The sequence below is a fragment of the Burkholderia sp. Bp8991 genome (genome assembly GCF_003853795.1).
Taxonomy (GTDB): Bacteria; Pseudomonadota; Gammaproteobacteria; order Burkholderiales; family Burkholderiaceae; genus Burkholderia.
Genome location: NZ_QTQJ01000039.1, coordinates 15,387 through 35,721 on the forward strand (window position 1 = coordinate 15,387; position 20,335 = coordinate 35,721).

Annotated in this window: 19 protein-coding genes; 11 read left to right on the forward strand and 8 right to left on the reverse strand. The window is 63.0% G+C overall.

Going from position 1 to position 20,335, the window contains the following annotated elements:
* Positions 1-69: 69 nt before the first annotated feature.
* Together DIE02_RS30715 and DIE02_RS30720 are read left to right on the forward strand one after the other, a co-directional pair.
* The gene (locus DIE02_RS30715) at positions 70-954 is read left to right on the forward strand and encodes a metal-dependent hydrolase (protein WP_124524083.1); all 885 of its coding nucleotides are present in this window, start codon (positions 70-72) and stop codon (positions 952-954) included.
* Positions 951-1,871 carry a hypothetical protein gene (locus DIE02_RS30720; RefSeq protein ID WP_124530148.1) on the forward strand — a complete coding sequence of 307 codons (921 nt, stop codon included), beginning with the start codon at positions 951-953 and terminating at the stop codon, positions 1,869-1,871. The genes DIE02_RS30715 and DIE02_RS30720 overlap by 4 nt, the downstream gene beginning before the upstream one ends.
* Here the strand turns inward: DIE02_RS30720 and DIE02_RS30725 are convergent.
* Positions 1,859-2,977 carry a hypothetical protein gene (locus DIE02_RS30725; protein ID WP_260426310.1) on the reverse strand — a complete coding sequence of 373 codons (1,119 nt, stop codon included), beginning with the start codon at positions 2,975-2,977 and terminating at the stop codon, positions 1,859-1,861. The two genes, DIE02_RS30720 and DIE02_RS30725, sit on opposite strands and share 13 nt — an antisense overlap.
* Positions 2,970-3,659, reverse strand: a complete 690-nt coding sequence (locus tag DIE02_RS30730) for a hypothetical protein (RefSeq protein WP_235879180.1) — start codon at positions 3,657-3,659, stop codon at positions 2,970-2,972. Before DIE02_RS30730 ends, DIE02_RS30725 begins: the two co-directional genes overlap by 8 nt.
* Here DIE02_RS30730 and DIE02_RS30735 point away from each other — a divergent pair.
* Together DIE02_RS30735 and DIE02_RS30740 are read left to right on the forward strand one after the other, a co-directional pair.
* Complete coding sequence (locus DIE02_RS30735) at positions 3,658-5,217, forward strand: fatty acid desaturase family protein (RefSeq protein WP_260441538.1); 1,560 nt, start codon at positions 3,658-3,660, stop codon at positions 5,215-5,217. The genes DIE02_RS30730 and DIE02_RS30735 overlap by 2 nt on opposite strands.
* Positions 5,218-5,538: 321 nt before the next feature.
* Positions 5,539-5,913 carry a cobalamin-dependent protein gene (locus DIE02_RS30740; RefSeq protein WP_260434461.1) on the forward strand — a complete coding sequence of 125 codons (375 nt, stop codon included), beginning with the start codon at positions 5,539-5,541 and terminating at the stop codon, positions 5,911-5,913.
* 161 nt (positions 5,914-6,074) lie between these two features.
* Here DIE02_RS30740 and DIE02_RS30745 read toward each other — a convergent pair whose 3' ends face one another.
* The gene (locus DIE02_RS30745) at positions 6,075-7,022 is read right to left on the reverse strand and encodes a ketopantoate reductase family protein (protein WP_124530149.1); all 948 of its coding nucleotides are present in this window, start codon (positions 7,020-7,022) and stop codon (positions 6,075-6,077) included.
* Between the two features lie 10 nt (positions 7,023-7,032).
* The gene (locus DIE02_RS30750) at positions 7,033-7,278 is read right to left on the reverse strand and encodes a hypothetical protein (RefSeq protein ID WP_124530150.1); all 246 of its coding nucleotides are present in this window, start codon (positions 7,276-7,278) and stop codon (positions 7,033-7,035) included.
* Positions 7,279-7,542: 264 nt separating this feature from the next.
* On the opposite strand from DIE02_RS30750, the gene DIE02_RS30755 reads away from it, so the two are divergent.
* The 3 genes from DIE02_RS30755 (at position 7,543) to DIE02_RS30765 (ending at position 10,509) form a co-directional block, all read left to right on the forward strand.
* Positions 7,543-8,451 (forward strand): LysR family transcriptional regulator, encoded by a 909-nt coding sequence (locus DIE02_RS30755; protein ID WP_124489030.1) that lies wholly within the window; start codon positions 7,543-7,545, stop codon positions 8,449-8,451.
* Positions 8,452-8,803: 352 nt separating this feature from the next.
* Positions 8,804-9,736, forward strand: a complete 933-nt coding sequence (locus DIE02_RS30760) for an MBL fold metallo-hydrolase (RefSeq protein ID WP_124488994.1) — start codon at positions 8,804-8,806, stop codon at positions 9,734-9,736.
* Positions 9,737-9,936: 200 nt separating this feature from the next.
* Positions 9,937-10,509: a YbhB/YbcL family Raf kinase inhibitor-like protein gene (locus tag DIE02_RS30765; RefSeq protein WP_124530151.1), complete on the forward strand. Its 573-nt coding sequence runs from the start codon at positions 9,937-9,939 to the stop codon at positions 10,507-10,509.
* Between the two features lie 16 nt (positions 10,510-10,525).
* On the opposite strand, the gene DIE02_RS30770 is transcribed toward DIE02_RS30765, so the two are convergent.
* A complete protein-coding gene (locus DIE02_RS30770; RefSeq protein WP_124524087.1) occupies positions 10,526-11,275 on the reverse strand; it encodes an SDR family NAD(P)-dependent oxidoreductase in 750 nt (249 codons plus the stop codon).
* A 110-nt stretch (positions 11,276-11,385) separates the two neighbouring features.
* Here DIE02_RS30770 and DIE02_RS30775 point away from each other — a divergent pair, with 110 nt between their 5' ends.
* Both DIE02_RS30775 and DIE02_RS30780 read left to right on the forward strand, forming a co-directional pair.
* Positions 11,386-12,270: a LysR family transcriptional regulator gene (locus tag DIE02_RS30775; RefSeq protein ID WP_124530152.1), complete on the forward strand. Its 885-nt coding sequence runs from the start codon at positions 11,386-11,388 to the stop codon at positions 12,268-12,270.
* A 435-nt stretch (positions 12,271-12,705) separates the two neighbouring features.
* Positions 12,706-13,701 (forward strand): alpha/beta fold hydrolase, encoded by a 996-nt coding sequence (locus DIE02_RS30780; protein ID WP_124530153.1) that lies wholly within the window; start codon positions 12,706-12,708, stop codon positions 13,699-13,701.
* Between the two features lie 224 nt (positions 13,702-13,925).
* Here DIE02_RS30780 and DIE02_RS30785 read toward each other — a convergent pair whose 3' ends face one another.
* Positions 13,926-15,650: an ATP-binding protein gene (locus tag DIE02_RS30785; protein WP_185702672.1), complete on the reverse strand. Its 1,725-nt coding sequence runs from the start codon at positions 15,648-15,650 to the stop codon at positions 13,926-13,928.
* A 208-nt stretch (positions 15,651-15,858) separates the two neighbouring features.
* On the opposite strand from DIE02_RS30785, the gene DIE02_RS30790 reads away from it, so the two are divergent.
* Positions 15,859-16,080: a hypothetical protein gene (locus DIE02_RS30790; protein WP_124530155.1), complete on the forward strand. Its 222-nt coding sequence runs from the start codon at positions 15,859-15,861 to the stop codon at positions 16,078-16,080.
* A gap of 281 nt (positions 16,081-16,361) precedes the next feature.
* On the opposite strand, the gene DIE02_RS30795 is transcribed toward DIE02_RS30790, so the two are convergent.
* Positions 16,362-17,312 (reverse strand): helix-turn-helix domain-containing protein, encoded by a 951-nt coding sequence (locus DIE02_RS30795; RefSeq protein WP_124530156.1) that lies wholly within the window; start codon positions 17,310-17,312, stop codon positions 16,362-16,364.
* 265 nt (positions 17,313-17,577) lie between these two features.
* On the opposite strand from DIE02_RS30795, the gene DIE02_RS30800 reads away from it, so the two are divergent.
* Entirely contained in the window at positions 17,578-19,065 is a 1,488-nt protein-coding gene (locus tag DIE02_RS30800; RefSeq protein ID WP_124530157.1) for an NAD-dependent phenylacetaldehyde dehydrogenase, read from the forward strand.
* A gap of 87 nt (positions 19,066-19,152) precedes the next feature.
* On the opposite strand, the gene DIE02_RS30805 is transcribed toward DIE02_RS30800, so the two are convergent.
* Positions 19,153-20,244: a porin gene (locus DIE02_RS30805; RefSeq protein ID WP_124530158.1), complete on the reverse strand. Its 1,092-nt coding sequence runs from the start codon at positions 20,242-20,244 to the stop codon at positions 19,153-19,155.
* Positions 20,245-20,335 lie beyond the last annotated feature (91 nt).

Sequence of the window (20,335 nt, forward strand, 5' to 3'; positions counted from 1 at the left end):
GATCGCCATCATCGAACAATACGCCCGCCTGCGCTGACCCTGCGCGTTACGCCACGATCGGCCACGACCATGTACGCCAAACGAACCGACGATTCAACGCATGAACGCCGCAACGACGCGGCAGACATCCGTCGGCGCAATCCGCGTTTTTGCTTCGCCGACCACATTCCGCGCTATTGGTATCGTGACAACCGCCGCGTGACGCGCTTTTTCGACGCGTTCTCGATCATGTTTCCGCTTGGCGAGAAGTTCTTTGTCGATAGCGTGAGGCAGTACTGCGACGCGCTGCCGGCCGACGGCACGCTCGCCGCGCAAGTGGATGCTTTCCTGTACCAGGAAGCCGCTCACATCCGCGAGCACCGCGCGTATAACCGGCGCCTGGCTCGCCAGGGCATGCCGGTCGACGCACTCGAGGCGCTCATGCGGAGACGGCAGCAACAATGCCGGCGTGTCGCTTCGCCGCTGCTTCAATTGACCTTCACGGCATGTCTCGAGCACTACACGGCCATTCTGGCCGATCTGCTATTGCGCGATCCGGCCATTCTCGACGGCGTCGACCCGTCGATGGCCGCGATCTGGCGGTGGCATGCGATAGAGGAAACCGAACACAAGGCCGTCGCGTTCGACGTATTTCGCGCTTGCGGCGGCGGCGCGATCAAGCGCTATTTCATGCGGACGGCGGCGATGCTCGGCGTTACGGCATGCTTCGTCGTCGATCTGGGCTATTTCATCGTCCGTCTCGCGTGTGCCGACCGCGACGCCGGCAATTGGCGAAGCTGGGCACAGCTTGGCTGGTGGCTGTTCGGCGCGCCGGGCATCGTTACCCGCGTGCTGCCGGCGTGGCTGGCATGGTTCTCGCCGCGTTTTCACCCTGCCCGAATCGGGAATCCAGCCACGCTGGCTGCTGCCCGCGCGGCGCTCGCTGCCGATGGCGTGACAACGGAGCCGGCATGAGCGCACGGTGTCCGGCATGGTCGCCGTCCGGCTTCGACGAGTGGCGGCAACACTACCCGTTGACGCCGTTCGAACCGGCGCCCGCAGCACTCGACTGGACCGGGCGCTTCATCGAATGTTGGCACGCGCATGGCGCTCACGCATTCCCGGACACCGTCATCGTGCTGGTTGCGGGACTCTATTCCGAATGGATACCTGCCTGCTTCGGGCATGCTGCGCGGGCGTTGCGTGCCGCGCGGTACTCAGTCCTTCGTGTGCCGGTCCGCTCGTCGCGCGCCGTTGCCGAGCAGGGCGCGCATATCGTGCGCAACCTGTATGCGCGCTTGCCCGCTGATCGCCGTTTTATCGTCCTTACCCATAGCAAGGGCGGGCTCGATGCATTGGCGGCTCTGCATGCGGATTCAGGGCTTCGTGCTCGCTGCGACGGTATCGCACTCGTTCAGCCGCCCGTCGGCCCGAGTGCGATCGTCGATGGCCTGCTCGAGCAACGGGGGGCGCGCATCGATCCCGCATGGTTGGGTCGAGCCGCCGGGAGATTGCTGCGCACACGCTGGCTGCATGCAGGCTCGCGCGATATCGGCAGCGGGCGCGACGCGGGCATCGCGAATCTGTTGTCTGCGGTGCCCGGTGGCCTGCACTGTGTGCATGTCGTGAGCTGGTCGATAGAACGCACGTCCCGGTTCGACGCACATCACTCACGCCTCGACCGCTACCGTCCCGGTTGTGCGCATGACGGACAGTTCTACCTCGATCACCAGACGATTCGCGGCATGCCCCAAGTGTGCGTGCCGCATCTCGACCATGGCCAGCCTGTACTCGGCGGCGCCGGCTTCGATGCGGGGCGTTTCTGGCTTGCACTCGTTGCGCTCCTGAACGACACGCGAGCGGCTGCGGTCGCGAGCGGTCAGACGAGATAGATTTCGAATCCCGGGATCGCTTCGGTGCCGCCCGGATCAAGTGCGCTCGCGCCGGGCGTGGATAGCGTGTATAGATCCATCGGCAGTGCGGTGTACCGATAGCCGTGCAAGGCGGGCCATAGCGGGTCGTGATCGTACAGGCAAAGCTGCAGCAACGCATAGCGGCTCCGCTCTCGTTGCCAGACCGCATCGAGCAGTGCCTGTGCGATGTCCGGGTTGCGTCCGCTCACATGCAGATGAGTCAGGTAGATGTCCTGAAGCGGCTGGCCGGGTGCTGCGATGGGAGGGCGTCCGAGCAACGGCGCGATGGCGTTGAAGCCGTGACGCAGCGCACCGAGCGAGCGCGGCAGACGTTCCAACACGATGCGCTTGATACGTCCTGCATCCCACGGAGCAACGCAGCCCACGATACGCCGCTGCGCGTTACGTGCGACCAGAAAGCGCTCGATTCCAAAGTCGGGCCAGACGTTCAGGCGGCGCGCGAATTCGTCCGCCGTAAAGACGCAACCGAAGGGTTGGGAACGCGACTCCTGGTCCAGAAATGCGCGGAGCGCGTCGGCGTCGGCGGCCGACGCGTTCGTGATCCTGACGGAACTGGCGCTCCGCGCAGCGATACGCCGCGCATAGATCGACACGTTACTGTAGCCGCGCCAATGTCGAAATCCGAGCCGGGTCCGCTTGCCTGTCTTGAATAGCGATTGCGTTGCGATCCTGTTGTCGCGAATGACGCAGCAGTACGTATGCTGCACATCTTCGTGCCGGGCGAGATCAGCGAGGCGATCGACGACATAGTCGACCCACGTGTGCGCCAGTTCGCGATCGGGTGCGATGCGCAAGTCGCCGAGGTAAGCGATGCGCTGTTTCTCGCCGGCGATGTAGCCGTCGCGAACGACCATGCTGGCTATTCCTTTGACGCGCCCGGCGCTGTCCTCCGCGAGCCAGGTTCGATAGTCGTTCGAATGACACCGATGCAGTGCGGAGTAATCCGGCGAGCGATCGAAGCGAAGCGGCATCCCGCTTAGCATCGCGTAACGTGTTTGAAACGCGAGGAGCCGTTCGTTGTCGACCGCTGTGGCTAGCCGGATCCGCGTCATCGGCTCATTCACCGGTGAAGATTCGTCTTGCCATCGGGCGCAGGTTTTCCGGCGTCAGTTCACACAGGCAGGCGAGCTCGTTGCCGCATGCGTATTCTGGATTGCGCTCCAGAAAATAGGCGACATCCGGCAGCCGTCGATGCACGTCCGGCACTTCGGCGAGGGCTGGGGCGAGGCGGCCTTGCGGTACCGGAAACTTGAGCACGCCGGACGCGGCGTCGTATGCGTGCCCGAAGCGCTCAACTGCCAGATGATCGAGCAGTGCCTGATTCACGGGCTCAGTCGGTCGGTCGAATCGCGGGGTGAAGTCATGCGCGAACGCTCGCAAGTAGCGGTACGTACGATGCCCTTTGCAGATCAGAAACCAGTATAGTGCCACGTCGGGCGAGTTGCGTTTGAGCTCACCTGCGAGTCGAATCCAGCAAAACGCGAGTTGCTGGCTGCCCCAGCAGGCCGGATCCACGATCGTGTCGCCGGAAAACAGGATGCGCAGTGTGGTGTCGCACCACTGCTGTTCATATAGTTTCAATGTGGAGAAGCCGCGCAGCTTGCCGGTGTCATCGCGCATGATGACGCAATGTGTCTTGTCGTCGAGATCGTGTTCGAAACGTGCCTGTTCCGTATCCCGGTAACAGGTCGAGTAGAGCGCGTACATATGTGCAACGTCGACGTCGCGCAGCTGCGCACGTGTCATGGAACTGGCTCGAAGCGGCATAGCGTCGTTATTCATGCGAGCTGAAACGATTTATCATGATACGCGATTGAGCCGCTCCTTTTTTCACATGCGCGCCATACCTCCTGTTTCCGCCTCCTATATACCGTCAGCGTTCGACGCGTGGCGCTGGCTCGCAATCTATGTCGTCGTGTCGGGTGCGCTGTACTTCTGGGTCACACACGCGCCGATGGCACCCGTGGCGCTGTTGCGTCCGGGGCCGTACGATGCGGTCATTCCGCGCGTGTCCGCCAGCGTGCCGCTTTATTTGAGTTACGCGCTCGTGATGCCGTCGATCGTCTGGTTCGGCCGATGCCGAAATTGGCTGCTGCCCGCGTTTTTCGCAGGTGCGCTTGCCGCAGGCCTGTGCATCGTCAGTCATCTGCTATGGCCGACTGCCGTGAGCCGGTCGCCGGCTGCGACAGGATGGATCGCGTGGCTGTATCGGATCGACGCGCCACTCGCCGCGAGTCCATGCGGGCATGTTGCGCTGCCTGTGGCTGTAACCGTGGTATTGGCTGCGCTACGTGTCCGTGCAGCGCGCTATTACGCTGCGTGGAGCGCAATGCTGGCGCTCACGGTTTTGACGACCGGGCAGCATCTGATCGCGGACATGCTCGCGGGACTCGCACTCGGTATTGGCGTTGGCGGTGCGACGACCGTGCTCATTCGTCTCGACGTTGACCTGCGTACGGCCGCCGCATTGTTGCTTGAATGGCTATGTATCGCAGTTATGCTGCGAGTTGCGTTATCGGTGGGGCATTGGGGAGGCTACCTCGTCGCTGCCGTTGTTGTCGCGACCCGGCAACACGCGTTATTCATTCTGTATCACGACGCGACACACTATCATTTGACCCGCCGCCGTTTCGCGAACGACTTTCTGATCAACTTGGCAATCGGCGTACCGGGACTCGTGCCCATCGAGTTTTATCGCCCGCTGCATCTCGCACACCATCGTCACGTCGGGACTTCGGAAGATCCAGAGCGGAATTATCTGTACCACGCGCAGCCATGGAAATTCGAGCCACTCGACACACTCCCGCTCGTCCGGCAACTGCTCGGTGATTTGTTCCTGGTCAACATGGTGAAAAACATGCGCGCATACCGGCGTGCGAACGGGCGTGGTGCGTCCATGTCACTGCCGCTGCTTACGGCGATAGCGACTTGGGGCATCCTGCTCGTGCCGCTCCTGCATGCATGCACAGTACGCGAACTGTTGACGCTTGCGGCGCTTTGGTTCGTTCCTCTTGTGACAATTGGGGCGCTGGTGCAGAAGATCCGTAGTATTGCAGAGCACAGCGGCGGGCCGGGTGTCACGGCTGGCTGGAATGACTGGACTTATTCGTGGCGCGTCGGGTTACTGGGCCGCTTCTTTATCTGGCCGTACAACATCAACTATCACCAACAGCATCATCGCGAACCCGGCGTGGCGTGGCATCGCTTGCCCGGATTGCGCTCGTCTGACGAGCCGGTTCTGCCTTCGCGGCAATTGCTTGCATTGCTCTGGTCGGGTGCTTCGCGCCGTGGTAGTCAAAGATAGAAAAAATCCCTTCCACGACGCGATGAAGTTTCCTATCGGTCCTGGAGCGAAAGAACGGCTCGACCCGTCGCGATCCGTCTGACGCGTGCCGCGCAACCATTGCACACGGATTGCGTCATGAGGTCCCACCGCTGCCCGGCAGATAGTCGAAAGTGATCGACGTGTTGCACACATTCAATGCGGCGATCCGAGCGTCGTCAGCGACGCGCTGAAGCGCATTCCGAACCCGCCCGTACACGCGGCCGTGTCGGTCAGCTCGCTCGCCGGCATCACCGGTTCGGCGTCGACCGCCTGGCAAAACGCGCGGGACGCAGGCCGCGCATCGCGATCGCCAAGCTCGGCCAGGACGGACACGACCGCGGTGCGGCCGTCGTCGCAGCCGCGCTCGAGGACGCCGGATTCGACGTCCTGCGCCTGCCGCTGTTTCAGCAACCGGCGTCCGTGGCGGCAGCCGCGCAGGCGCATGGCGCCGATATCGTGGGCATTTCGTCGTTGTCGGGCGCCCACCTCGAGCTCGTCGAAGGGCTGCTCGACGAACTGGCATTGCATCGCGCCCGGATTCCGGTGGTGTTGGGTGGCATCTTTCCGGCCGCGGATATTCGCCATCTGAAGGCGAAGGGCGTCGCGGCGACGTTCGGGCCCGGCACACCGCTCGATGCGATCGCCCAAGCGCTGTGCGCATGTCTCGACGCATGAGTCGTTCCGCGAGAAGTTCAGGGTGCGGTCGGAACGAGGTCGAGAGGAACGGGTGATCGTCGCCGATGCGCCGATTTGCGTGACGCTCCGCACCGCGGCCAGCTGCGTGGATGTGTTGACGGACGCTTCGACGAAGCGCCCGGCGGCAACCGCCACGCGCTTCAGTGTCGAGCCGTCGCGCCGCCCGACTGACGTGTACGCGCGTCGACGAGCCTGACGAGGCAGGCCACGCTGTTCGTATATGGCACCTCCACCCCGGCCTTGCGAGCGGCCTCGACCACCGCGCCATTGATCGCTTCGATCTCGGTGCGCCGGCCGGCCAGCACGTCCTGCAGCATCGATGGCCGATGCGTACGATGATGGGCGAGCGCATCGCGCACATTCGACGCCACGTGCGCTTCACTTGCCGAAATGCCGAGCGCACGCGCGACGGCCATCACCTCTGAAACGATCTTCAGCGCCAGTTCTTCGCCGTCGGGGGTATTCGTCAACTCGCCGACCGTGCATTGCGTCACGGCACACAGACTGTTGAGGGCGGCGTTGAATGCAACCTTCTCCCAAATCGCGGCCCAGACGTCGGGATCGACATGGCACGAGAGGCCGGCGTCATTCAACGCATGCACGGTCTGTTCGAGCGCGCTCGTATGCGTGCCGTTCGCGTTCATCAGCCGGATCGTGCCCTGGCCATGCGAGCTGACGGCGCCAGGCTCCGACTTGTCGGCGGGCCACGTGGTGACGCCGACCATGACCCGGTCGGGCGAGACGGAACGGGCGAGCCGTTCTGCGTTCCCCAGGCCGTTCTGCAACGACAGGATGACGGTGTCAGGGCCGAGTACGGCGCTCGCGGCAGCGAGTGCGGCGGTCGTATGCATCGTCTTCGTGAAGACGATGACGACGTCGACGGGCTTGCCGGCCTCCTCCGGCCTCAGTGCGACGAGATCGCGCACGATTTGCTCGCCGGAATCGGTCGAAAGCCGCAGGCCGTGGCTGCGAATCGATGCGAGATGAGCGTCGTCGATATCGAGCAGGCTGACCGAATGCCCCGCAAGCGCGAGGCGGCCGCCAAAGAACGAGCCCATCGCACCGGCACCCAGAATGGCGATCTGCATGGCGTACTCCTCAGAACGGATCGTGGTGGAGAGTGCTCTGCAGGGCAATCCCCCGCAAGTCGGTGAATTCCGCGACACCCGCGCGGCCGCCGAAGCACCGGAAGCCGCTGCCCGGCTTGAGCGGGCCGAATCCCGACCAGATCGGGAATGCGCGGGCCGCGGCGTCCACCGCTGCCTCGGCATCCTCGACGCCGGCGGCGGCGGCGGGCGCGCGCGACGCTACCTCACCGTCGATGAGCATCGACACTGTCTTCATCGTTTGTCTCCTGGATTTCTTCGACGCCGATGTCCTCGGCGAGACGGGCTTCACTCAGCGCGTGCAGCGCGACGGCGACCGACATGCGCTCTCACCCGGACCGGGCGCAAGCGCGCGCGGCGGAAACTGCCGGGGCGCCTAGCGGCGGGAGGCTGAGCTCCATTGAAGTCTCCTGTCGTTCAGTACGGTTCTGGTGAACGCATTATCGAAACATCAGGAAGAATCCGAAATTGCCGATTTCACAAAAAGGCATTACCTTCAGGCATGACTTTCAATCTCCAGCAGCTTCACGCATTCGTCACGATTGCCTCGGCCGGTAGTCTCGGGCGCGCGGCCGAGACCTTGCACGTCACCCAACCGGCCTTGAGCCGCGCGATCCGCCGGCTCGAAGACGAGGTTGGCGCCCCTTTATTCGAGCGCCATACGCGCGGCATGCACCTGACGGCGGTGGGGGAGGCGCTGCTGCCGCACGCGATTCTGTTGCAGCGAGAGGCGGAGCAGGCGCGTGAAGAGATCGACGCGATGCGTGGGCTCGCACGCGGGACGATTCGCTGCGGAGCGGTAGGCAGCATCGCGAGCCTCGTGCTGCCGCTCGCCGTGAGCGGCGTGTTGCAGAAGTGGCCCAATTTGCGCGTTCACGTCATCGAAGGCGTCTGGGATCGTCTTGCCGAGGCGCTGGTGCAGCGCGAAATCGATCTCGCACTCAGCATGGTGATGCCCGACACCGAGGAGATCGTCGCGATCGAGGACTGTCGCTGGGAGGACAACAGCTACGTGGTGGCGGCGCTCGATCACCCGCTGCGGGCAAAGCCCGGGATCACGCTGGCCGATACGCTGGATCAGCAGTGGGCGATCCCGCCGCGCGGCACCGCGCCGTTCGAGCACATGCAGCAGGTGTTCGTCGCAAACGGGCTCGGCTTGCCGAACGTCGTGGTCGAAACCCGATCGATCACCGTGCTGAAGAGTCTCGTCGCCCGATCCGGTTTTCTGAGCTGGATGGCCGAACCGATGTACGTGACGGAGAGCAAGGCGGGGGTGTTCGATACGCTCGAATTGCCGGGGGTAGTCGGGCGGCGCACGTTGACCGCATTTCGGCGTCGGCACGGTTTGTTGCCGAGTCCTGCCGTCAAGCTGCTCGAACAGTTGCGGCAACTGACGGCTGAACCGCGCTAGCGCCAGCGGTTGGACACATGCACGTCGGCGTTGCCCTTCGAGAGAAAAAAGGTCGGCGCCGACGGTGAACTGATTTGCGCTGAAATCCACCTCCTGTCGAAGGATCCGGTCGAACGCTCAAACACGACGGGTGACGGATCGGCTCGTGTTGCCTGCCGGACGTCGATTGTTGCCGGTTGGACAACGCGGTGTGTGCATTCCCGACGCTACTGGCGTTTGCCTCCCCCTGACTACAATCCGTCTCACGTTCGGTTGAAATGCGAGCGAAACCAGGCGAGCGAAATTCGTGGCCGCGCTCGTGAATCGCGCCGCGCCGAGCGCCTCACCCACTTGACCAACAGGACAATCGAAGATGAGCGAAACGACCCGCAATGTGCAGCCGGTTACCTCCGGGCTCGGCAAAGAAGGATCGGGAGAACTCGTGCCTTCCCGTTACGCCGTGCGCGTGGGTAACGTCGACGTCGTGCTGATCAGCGACGGCGTTCTGCCGCTGCCGACTTCCACCATGTCCACCAACGTGAGCGAAGCAGACAGAAACGAGTGGTTCGACGGCCGTTTCCTGCAACGTGACATGTTCGACTGGGCACTGAACATCGCACTCGTGCGTAGCGGCGAACGCCTGATCCTGATCGACTCGGGTGTCGGCGACGGATTTGAGTACTTCACGCGTGCAGGGAAGTCGGTGATGCGACTGGAATCGGCCGGCATCGACCTGGCTGCGATCACCGATATAGTGATTACGCATATGCACATGGATCACGTCGGCGGGCTGAACGTCGACGGTGTCAAGGCCAGGCTGCGTCCGGACGTGCGCATTCATGTATCGGCCGAGGAAGTGGCGTTCTGGAAAAATCCGGATTTCAGCAAGACGGTGATGCCGGAAACGGTTCCTCCCGCGCTCCGCAAGGCAGCTTCGAAGTTCGTGGAACTCTATCGCGAAAACATCGTGCAGTTCGATCGGGCCGTGGAAGTTGCAGCGGGCGTGTCGGCGCGCGTGACGGGGGGGCACACGCCGGGGCACTGCGTGGTGGATGTCGCATCGAACGGCGAGAAGCTGACGTTCGTGGGCGACGCGATTTTCGAAGTCAACTTCGACAATCCCGACTGGCAAAACGGCTTCGAGCACGATCCTGAAGCCGCTGTGGACGTACGTATCTCGCTGTTGAACGAAGCCGCCGAGACCGGCGCTCTGCTGGCCGCGGCACATGTCGCGTTCCCGTCCGTCGGCCACGTTGCAAAGAAGGGGAACGGTTTCAGCTTTGTGCCTGTTCTGTGGGACTACTGATTGATTTTTGAACGTCGGCGGCCGATGCGGGACGCGTCCGTACTTGGTCGGGCGAACGCACGCAAGCCTGCACGGTGATCTTGGGGCGGGCGGCATGCGCGCCAGCACCCTGGCAGCGCAAATGTCGTCTCGTCCCGCCCCGCTCGGCCGGGTCGTTCTCGCCCCCTGCAGAAGCGCCCTCCTTTTCAACGGAGTACACCATGCGATTCAACTTCTTTCCGCGCTCGACCCTCTGCTCTGCAATGCTCGTGTCGATCGTGCCGACGATCGCTGTCGCGGGTGCGTTCTCCGTTAAAGTCGATGGCCTGAACCGCGGCCGGTTCGAGAACGAACAGGTCTACGGCGGATTCGGCTGCCACGGCGACAACGTCTCGCCACGCATTTCGTGGTCCCATCTTCCTCATGGAACGAAGAGCGTCGTCGTGACCATTCACGACCCAGACGCCCCGACCGGCGGGCTGGGCTGGATGCATTGGGGCGTCGTCAATATACCGGCGTCGGAAGCGTCGATCGAAAAAGGCGCGTCCGGCAATCCGAAGCGGATGCCTGCCGGGGCCATCGAAACGCTGACCGACTTCGGGGCGGCGAAATACGGCGGCCCTTGCCCGCCTCAGGGGGAATCGCACCGATACATCGTCACGGCATCGGCGCTCGCCGTGCCAAGTATCGACGTGAACGCCACATCGAGCCCGGCCCTCGTTGCCTATCAGATGCACGGAAAAGTGATTGCACGGGCACGCTACGTTGCGATGTATCGCCGAGCGGCAGAGTGAGCGCCCTGGCGGGAGGTCAGCGCAGCGACATCCCGCCGTCGACATTCAGGTTCACGCCGTTGACGAAGCTCCCTTCGCTGCTGACGAGAAACAGTGCGGCGCGAGCCAGTTCTTCCGGGCGGCCGAAACGGCCGAGCGGGATGCTGTCAGAGACGGCAGCCTCGAATGCCGGTCGGTCAGCGGATTCGATACCGAGCTTGGAAAGAATGGGGGTGTCGGTGGGACCGGGACTGATTACGTTGACCCGGATGCCGCGGGTATTGAATTCGAGCACCCAGCTGCGGGCAAATGCTTCGATGGCGGCCTTCGTTCCCGCATAAACGGCATGTCCGTCGAACACTTTGGAACTGGCGATCGAACTCGTCAACAGGATCGCTCCGCCGTCGCGCACGTGGGGCGCGATCTTTTGCACGCCGAAGAACACGGCTCTGGTATTGGTGGCGAAATGTTCGTCATACGACTCGACGCCCACCTGGCTCGACGGTGCGATCGTATTGACGCCGGCATTCGCGACGTATATGTCGGCGCCGCCGAACCGTTCGGCTACCAGGGTTGCGACGCGATCGTGCGTTCGAAGATCGGCGAGATCTCCTGTCAGTCCCGTCGCGCGATTTCCGAGTTCCGCCACGGCCGCGGTCACGGCCTCGGAGCGACGGCCCACGATGACGACGTTTGCACCTTCCTCGACGAACAGCCTTGCCGTGGCATACCCGATTCCACTGTTGCCACCCGTAATGACGGCAACCTTGTTTGCGAGTCGATTCATTGAAATCTCCGTTGTTTCGCGCCGATCTGGCGTACGGCGCCAATATAGTCCGGGGACTTCGAGTGCTGTAGTCATGCAACGGAACTATCAATTTTGCCGAAGAGTCACGAATGGCATTCGAGAAATTCAGCGGTCTTCCAGCGTTCGTGAGGTCGGTCGAGGCAGGATCGTTCACGGCCGCGGCACGGTCGCTCGAAACGACACCGTCCGCCGTGTCGAGGAGCGTCGCAAGGCTGGAGAAGCGGCTCGGCGTAACGCTGTTTCAGCGGTCGACGCGGGCGTTCGTCCTGACGAGCGAAGGGCAAACATACTATGAGCGCGTTGCGCCGCTCATGCGAGGTCTCGAGGATGCGAGCGACGTTCTGACGACGCCTGAAAAAGCGGTAGGAAAGTTGCGCGTGAGCCTTCCAGTCGATCTGGGGCGGACCCTGCTCGAGCCGATCACGCGGGAATTGATGGGCAGCAATCCCGAATTGTCACTCGAAGTCAACATCAGCGATCGTCGCGTCGATGTGATCCGTGAGGGCTTCGATATCGCCATCAGAGCCGGGCGCGCCGTCGATAGCAGACTCTATGCGCACACGCTGATGAGCCTGCCGCTGGTGCTCGTGGCTTCCCCGAACTATCTGCTCAAGCATGGCATGCCCAAGGGAAAGGACGATCTCGTTGCGCATCTTCATGTGCGTTACAAACTCGACGGACGCGTCGTACCGATCGTTTTTGCCGACGGGACGAGCATCCCCATCGATGGCATGTTCGATGCCGACAATGGTGATGCGATGAGAGTGGCTGCATTGAATGGACTCGGTATCGCCCAGATTCTGAGAACGGCAGTACAGCCTGATCTCGATTCCGGCCGGTTGACGGAAGTGCTGCCTGACGTGAAGTTGAGTGCGGTGCCGGTCATTGCGCTGCACGCATTCGGAAAAGGTTTGCCCGCCCGCGCGAGAATATTCATCGATTTCGTCTCGCAACAGCTCGCTCGATCCAGATAGCGCGAGAAGGAACATGGGCCGACATGAATGAGACGCTCAAATTTGGCCGGCGAGACAAAATCGTCGAGTGATTCCTGTCGATATGCGTGAGGTGCGGATATTCGGCCAGGCGTCTGCTCCGGCGTCGAAATCTCGATGGCCGACCGCGTTCATCTTCACGCCGCAATCCCCCACATGTCCTGAGTTGGTCCGGGCGAGGGCATGTTGAGACGCGCGGATTGGTGCTGTTTGAACAACACCGTGAGCACTTCTACGTAGCTACCGCCGGGTTAATGGCCGTCCTACGATTCCCGCCATATCGAGCAAACATGATCACGAAGCCAAGTCTCTTCGTGAGCGCGTGCTCGCATCCGAAATTCGCCAACGGCGCGGCGGGTTCGTCCGGCCGATCGATCGGCCGGCATGACGATTTCTTCCACAACAGGAGCATATTGCATGAAGCCTGATTCTCACCTGTCTCCCGACGATGCCAGCCGTCGAGGTCTGATGCTGGGCGGTGTTCTGGCAACCGTCGCTGCCGTTGTACCGGCTGCAGCGGACGCAACGACTGGGCGCTTGTCGAAGTCCACTGCGGTTTCCGGCGCGAGGAGAAATCAATCGGCGGACAGGATCATCACCAGGGACGGCGTGGAAATTTTCTACAAGGACTGGGGACCGAAGGACGCTCCGGTAGTCACACTCAGCCACGGCTGGCCCCTTAGTTCGGATAGCTGGGACAACCAGGCATTTTTCCTTGCGTCGAACGGCTTCAGGGTGATTGCTCATGACCGGCGTGGGCATGGAAGATCAAGCCAGCCGTGGGACGGCAACGACATGGACCACTACGCCGACGACCTGGCTGCCGTCATTGACAGGCTGAACCTCAAGAACGTGACGGCGATCGGCTTTTCGACCGGAGGGGGCGAAGTCACGCGGTATATCGGCCGCCATGGTGGCTCGCGCGTGACGAAAGTCGGCCTGATTTCAGCCGTTCCGCCGTTGATGCTCAAGACTCCCCCCAATCCGCAGGGGGTACCGATAGAGGTTTTTGATGCCATCCGTTCCGGGATGGTTGCTGACCGGTCACAGTTGTTCAGGGAGATTGCCAGCGGCCCGTTCTATGGCTTCAACCGTCCCGGCGCCAAGGTGTCTCAGGGGATGATCGACTCGTGGTGGAGCCAGGGAATGATGGGGGGCTTCAAGAACACTTACGACTCGGTGCGGGCATTCTCGGAAACGGACTTTTCTTCGGATCTGAGCAAGTTCGACATGCCGACGTTGATCGTGCACGGGGACGACGATCAAGTCGTGCCGGTCGACGTCGGCGGGCGCGCCACGAAGAAACTGGTTCCGCACGCCATTCTGAAGATTTACAAGGGGGCGCCGCACGGTTTGACCGAAACGCACAAGGCGCAGCTCAACCAGGACCTTCTTGCGTTCCTGCGTAGTTGAACGGGACAAGGACCAGTCGACCAGGGACCGCCCGCCGCATTGATGTCGCAATGAAGCCGGTGACGGGCGTTCCTGATGACTGGTCGGAAACCGGGAACCGCGAATGAGGCGTCGGTGGTCGATCGTTTCAATATCCAAACCGCGAGCCCGCATGGACTGACACCGCTTCAGAGTACGTGGCATCTTGCGGGCGCGTGGCGGGGCGGCGCTTCAAGGAACGGGCATCAGGCACCATCCTGTATCGACGAGACACCCGGCAACGTCAGGATGAACGTGCAGCCTTCGCCCGGGCGGGTATGCAAATCGATGTTGCCGCCATAGCGCTTGGCGATCGTCTTCACGAAAGCCAGCCCGAGACCGGCGCCCGAAGGGTAACGAGGCGGTTCGACTTGCAGCCGTTGAAATGGCTCGAACAGACGTTGTTGGGCTTCGGCCGATATGCCGGGCCCGTGGTCTGCAACGGAAATGGCGTAGCCATGTTCGACGCCGGTCAGGCGCACGGTTACCGTCGCATTGCCAGGACTGAACTTGATGGCATTGCTCACGAGATTGACGACCGCGCGCATCAGCAGGAAGGGTTCCACGCGTGCGATGCAGATCTCGTCCCCGACGTTCACGTCGAGCCGGATGCCGCGCGCTTGAGCGAGTGCCCACAGTTCGTCGATCGCATCGAGTACCACGCTGCCGATATCCGTTTCCACCAGTGACCAGGTCGGTGCTTCGGCGCGCGCCAGCAGAACGAAGTCGTCGGCCAGTGCCAGCGTACGGCGCGCGTACGCAGCAATTCGATCGAGCAGGTCCTTGGCGGGCGGGGCCGGTTCAGCGGCTCGCTGAAGATCGATCAACGCGAGAATCGATGCCTGAGGCGAGCGCATGTCGTGGGAAATGAAGTGCAGCCATGCCTCCCGGCGCCGCTCCGCCAGGCGAATCTTCGTCACGTCGAGCACGAACCCGATCGTTCGCTGGGTCACGCCGTCTTCATGCTGCGGATAGGCGGTGGACTGAACCCATCGAATCTCGCCGTTGGGCTGAATGACGCGATACTCGACGCGATAATCCCTGCCGAACGAATTGAATTCCTCCGCGGTCCGAGTGACCTTCATCGCCTTGTCGACGTCGTCCGGATGAATCAACGCGCGAAACTGGTCGATCGAGGTAATCGCCTTCCCGGGAGCGTGGCCCATGATTCGATGCCAGTTCTCGTCGCAGTGCAGTGTGTCCGATGCGATGTCGTAGTCCCAGATTCCCAGTCCGCCGACGCGGGCCGCGATGGCCAGCCTTTCTTCGCTTCGCCGAAGCAGATCGAGCGCCACGCGCTCGCGCGTCACGTCTCTCGAAACACACAGAATGGCGGTCGTTTTTCCATCGGCGTCCAAGATCGGCGTCAGCATGTTGTCCCAGTATTGAACGTCGCGCCCCGGACGCTCGCTGCGCCCGGGAAACCTGCCGAACACACCGTTCCTGGCGGATTCGAGCGCGACATTTCCGTCGGGCCACACGTCTTCGGGCAGGAGCGGCAGCCACGGCATACCGAATCCCGAGTCTTCGTCGACGCCCAGCGCCTGGCATCCGGCGCGGTTCATGTGCAGCACGTTGCCTGTCGGCGAAATCAGTTTGATGCAGTCGATGCTGATATTCAGCATGTCTGTCTGTATCGACGTGTGACTCTTCAGTTCGATTTCCTTGGCCTTCAGGTCATGGATATTCGTGCAGGTGCAGAGCCATCCGTCGTCGACACGGTGAAGGTCGACGGTGAACCACTGGTCGATGCCGTGGGAACCCGCCAGCCGGCACTCCAGCGTTTCGTGTACCGAGCCGGGTTGCGCCGCGTGAAGTGTCGACTCGGCGGTGCATCGGTGCTCCGGATGGATCAACTCCGTCCATTGGAGTCGATACGTGGCCTCGGCGGAGCGATCCGCGTAGGCAAGCCATGCATCGTTGATGCTCACGACCCGCCCGTTCTCGTCGAAATGGCATGCCGGTGTCCGAAGGACATCGATCAGGCGGGCAATCCTGAGACAGTCGGGGCGTGCGGGGGCTGTTTCGTCGGGCGAAACAACAACAGGAGATTCCGTCTTCGAACGTGTGGGGGGCGCAAGGTCCGGGCCGTCTACGTTGCATGCGCAAGAAATTTCATTTTCAAGACGAAATCCATTCATGTTTGTTACATTCCATGCATCGCTGACACGCTTCCAGAATGTCAGACATCAAATGATGCATCAATGGGTAGTCAGCACTATGGATTGGCACCGTAGTAGTGCATATTATTTTCGAGTGATGGAATCAGGTGAAGATGCGGAGCTCGTCGAGTGGAAGTTGGGCCTGATTGTGGCGCGTGTTGCACATAGTGTCGGCTTCAAGCGTCGCATTGAATGCTGATCATGTTGAATGACATGTGCGGAGGCCGGACGGGGCGATACGCGTGGTGTCGCCGATTTTTTGCAGTAACGGACCGTCGAGCCGACACGCCGGAATCGCAAGTGGACGATCGCATGTGCGTTGGCCGACGTCGTCGAACCGTGCCGGGATGACACGAATGCACGTGTGGTCGACACCGGGCGGCGATGCGAGGCTGCTGATGATGCATATTTCCCCGGAGCACGCGAGCGTCGACCCCGGGATCGTTCATCGAAGCCGCCGCAGTTCACGGTGATCCCGCTTCACGCCTCCGAAATACCGCGACACGCGACGCGATACGCGCCCGGGCTGTATCCGAACCGTGCCTTGAACGCGCGCCCGAAATGCGTGATGTCCGAGAAGCCGCACGCGATCGCCAGCTCCAGCAGGTTGCGGTTGGGATCCGCCGGATCCTCCAGCGCGCGCCTGCTCGCCTGCAGCCGGTATTCCTGGATCAGGCTCTGCGGCGTGCGCCCGGTCGCGGCCAGCGCGCTGTACAACGTGCGCCGCGACACGTTCAGCGCGCTCGCGAGCTTGTCCGGCGACAGGTCGGGATCGCTGTAGTGGTGCGACAGATGGATTTCCGCATTCATCCGCAGCGTCGCGCTGCGCGCATCGGCGCCGCTCAGCGAATCGCTCGCCTCGCGGCGGATCACCGAATCGAGCAGCATCAGCGTCGACTGCTCGAAGCCGAACAGGCTTTCCGGATCGTTCGGCACGTGTCCGTCCATCAGGTAATGGATCGCTTGAAGCGCCAGTTGCGCATTGCCGACGGTTCGACGGACCTGCACGCCCGCGCGCTCCACGAACCAGCGCCACATCGTGCCGCTTCTCGGCGGCGTCAATGCCGCGACGAAGCGCGACGCGTTCGCCGATTCGATCATGTACGGCTGCGTCGCATCGTAGATCACCCACTCGCCGGGATTGACCGTCGACGCCGCGTTGCGCTGCGTGACGCGGCTTTGTCCGGCGATCTGGAACAGGATCTTGTAGCAGTCGCTGTCGGCGCGCGACGCGAGCGAGCGGTCGCGATCGACGCGGATCGCGGTGGTGTCGACCTCCGCCATCCGCAGGCCGCCGACCGTGGCAACCCGCACCGACATCCGGAACTGCGGGCCGGTGTCGTGAAAGACCAGCGGCAGGAAGCTGTCCGCGATCAGGTCGCGCAGATTCGCGTTGCTGTTGCTGGCGTCGACGACGAGTTCGTGTGCCATTGCCGGAAGCGGGAGAGGGCCGGGGAATGCGTCGAGCTTAATGCATTCGGCTTGGACGCGGGGGCGAAACGCAATCATCGTCGGCAGCAGCGACTTTCAGCGTCAATGGCGGTTTCCACAGGGAAACCGCTGCATCGCACCGATCTGCACGCTGAAGCCAAAAGTGTGCACGCAACGCCGATCCGCGTGCGCGACGCGTCCCTAGAATCGAAGAGCGGCCGGCAAGTCGGGCCTTTCACTCAATTCGAATTCCGGAGGGATACAGATGGCACGGGTACGGATGCTGGACGAAGTCAGCGCGTTTCTCGCGCGCGAACACGGTCACTACATCGACGGCCACGCGGTAGCCGGCCGCGGCGAGCGGATCGACGTGCGCGATCCGTCGACGCGCGCGGTGATCGGCTCCGTCGCGCAGGCGACCGACGACGACGTCGAGGCCGCGGTCGCGTCGTCGCATCGCGCGTTCCGCGGCGAGTGGGCCAGCCTGACGCCGGCCGATCGTGAGCGCATCCTGCTGCGTTTCGCCGACCTGATCGACGCGCACGGCGAAGAGATCGCGCAGATCGAAACCGCGCAGTCGGGCAAGCTGATCGGGCTGTCGCGCGTGATCGAAGTCGGCTGGTCGGCTCGCTGGCTGCGCTATTACGCGGGCTGGGCGACGAAGATCGCGGGCGAAACGCTCGCCCCGTCGTTCCCGAGCATGAACGGCGAGCGCTACACGTCGTTCACGCTGCGCGAACCGCTGGGCGTCGTGTTCGGGATCATTCCGTGGAATTTCCCGGTGATGATCCCGGTATGGAAATTCGGCGCGGCGCTCGCGACCGGCAACACGGTGCTCATCAAGTCGTCGGAGTTCACGCCGCTCACGATGCTGCGCATCGCCGAACTGGCGACCGAAGCCGGCCTGCCGCCCGGCACGCTCAACGTGATCAACGGCACGGGCCAGGTCGGCGCGAAGGTGATCCGCGATCCGCGCGTGGCGAAGGTGTCGTTCACGGGGTCGGTGCCGACCGGCCGCATCATCGGCGCGGAGGCCGTCAACGCGAACTTCACGCGCTTCACGCTCGAACTGGGCGGCAAGAACGCGGCGGCGTTCCTGCCGGATACGCCGGTCGACAAGATCCTCGACGGCATCGTCGAAGCCGGGTTCCTGCATAGCGGGCAGGTGTGCGCGTCGGCGGAACGCTTCTTCGTGCATCGCGCGAAGTTCGACGAAGTGGTCGAGAAGATGAAGGCGCGCCTGGACAGCTTCCAGCCGGCCGACCCGATGGACGACGCCGGGATGATCGGCCCCGTCTGCAACGAGCCGCAGTTCCGCAAGTGTCTCGACGCGTTCGAGCTCGCGCGCATGGAGGGCGATACGATCGTCACCGGCGGCGGTGCGTATGCGCGTGACGGCTTCTACGTGAAGCCGACGATCGTGCTGCCGCGCTCGCTGGAATCGGCTTCGTATTGCAAGGAGATCTTCGGGCCGGTCGGCGCGTTCGTGCCGTTCGACGACGAGGAAGAACTGATCGCGATGATGAACGACACGCCGTTCGGGCTGACCGCGAGCCTGTGGACGAACGACCTGTCGAAGGCGCTGCGCTACGTGCCGCGGATCGAAGCCGGCACCGTGTGGGTGAACATGCACACGCTGGTCGACCCGGCCGTGCCGTTCGGCGGCGCGAAGGGCTCCGGTATCGGACGCGAGTATGGCTCGTCGTTCATCGACGCTTATACCGAGCCGAAATCGGTGACCATTCGCTTCTGACGGCTTCGCTTCTGACGACATGACCCGCCAACGGAAACCCGCCCGGCATCGACCGGGCGGGCGTTTTCCGTTCAACGCCGACGTCGATCAGAACCGCGTACTGAACCCGATCCGCGCGACCGACTGCAGCGCGCCGCTCGACGCGCCGTTCGCATCCATCACGCCGTTGATCTGCGCGTTGCTGCCGTGGCTTGCACGCTGATGCACGCCCGCGACATACACCATCGTGCGTTTCGACAGCCAGTACTGGACGCCGGCCAGGAACTGGTGCGCATGCGCGTTGTCGAGCGTGTCGTTGCCCTTCATGTACGTGTAGCTCGCCCCGATCACCCAGACCGGCGACGGATGCCACGCGGCGCCGGCTTCCGCCGACCACGCGCCCGCGCCGTTCCACGCGTTGCGCACGGTCGTGAAGAGCGCCTTCGCCGTGACCGTGCCGAGCGTGTAGTGGGCGCCCGCGCCCCAGTTGCGCACGGTGGTGGCCGGCAGCCCGCCCGCCGCGCCGTACTTCTGGTTCGTATAGGCCGCGCCGGCGCCGAACGGGCCGTTGTCGTAGCTCGCGCCGACGCTGACCGTATTGTTCGCGCCGACCGATCCCGCGACGTTGCCGAAGCCGTACAGCGCGCCGAAGGTCAGGCCCGAGATCGACGCGCTCGTGTACTTCACGGAATTCGCGACGCGGTTGCTGCCCGCGACGCGATCCCAGTCGAACGCGCCGGTCGGGTTGTTCGGCAGCGCGAGCTTGTCGAACGGGCCGTTGCGAAAGCCGTACAGCCCGACGAGATCCTGCGCGATCTCGTTGCCGCTCGCGGCCAGCGCGTCGACCATGAACTCGTACTGGTTGCCGAGCGTGAGCGTGCCGTAGCGGTCGTTCTGCAGCCCGACATAGGCCGTGCGCGCGAACAGGCCGCCGCCGATCATCGATCCGTTCGCGAGCGAGAACTGATCGACGAGCCGGAAGATCGCGCGCGTGCCGGCGCCGAGGTCCTCCTTGCCCTCGAAACCAAGCAGGTTCGGGAAGAAGATGTTGTCGTCGAATTTCGCGTTGCCGTGGCCGCCTTCGTTGCTCACGTAGCTGAGGCCGGCGTCCAGCAGCCCGAACATCGTCACGCTGCTCTGCGCGAACGAGGCGGCCGGAATCGTGCAGGCCGCGAGGGCCAGCAAGGTCTTTTTCGTCATCTCCAAAGTGCTCCTCACATGTCCGGTCACGCCGGAATATTTTTGATTGGACTACTGATTGATACGAAGATAGTGAAACGTGCAACGGTCG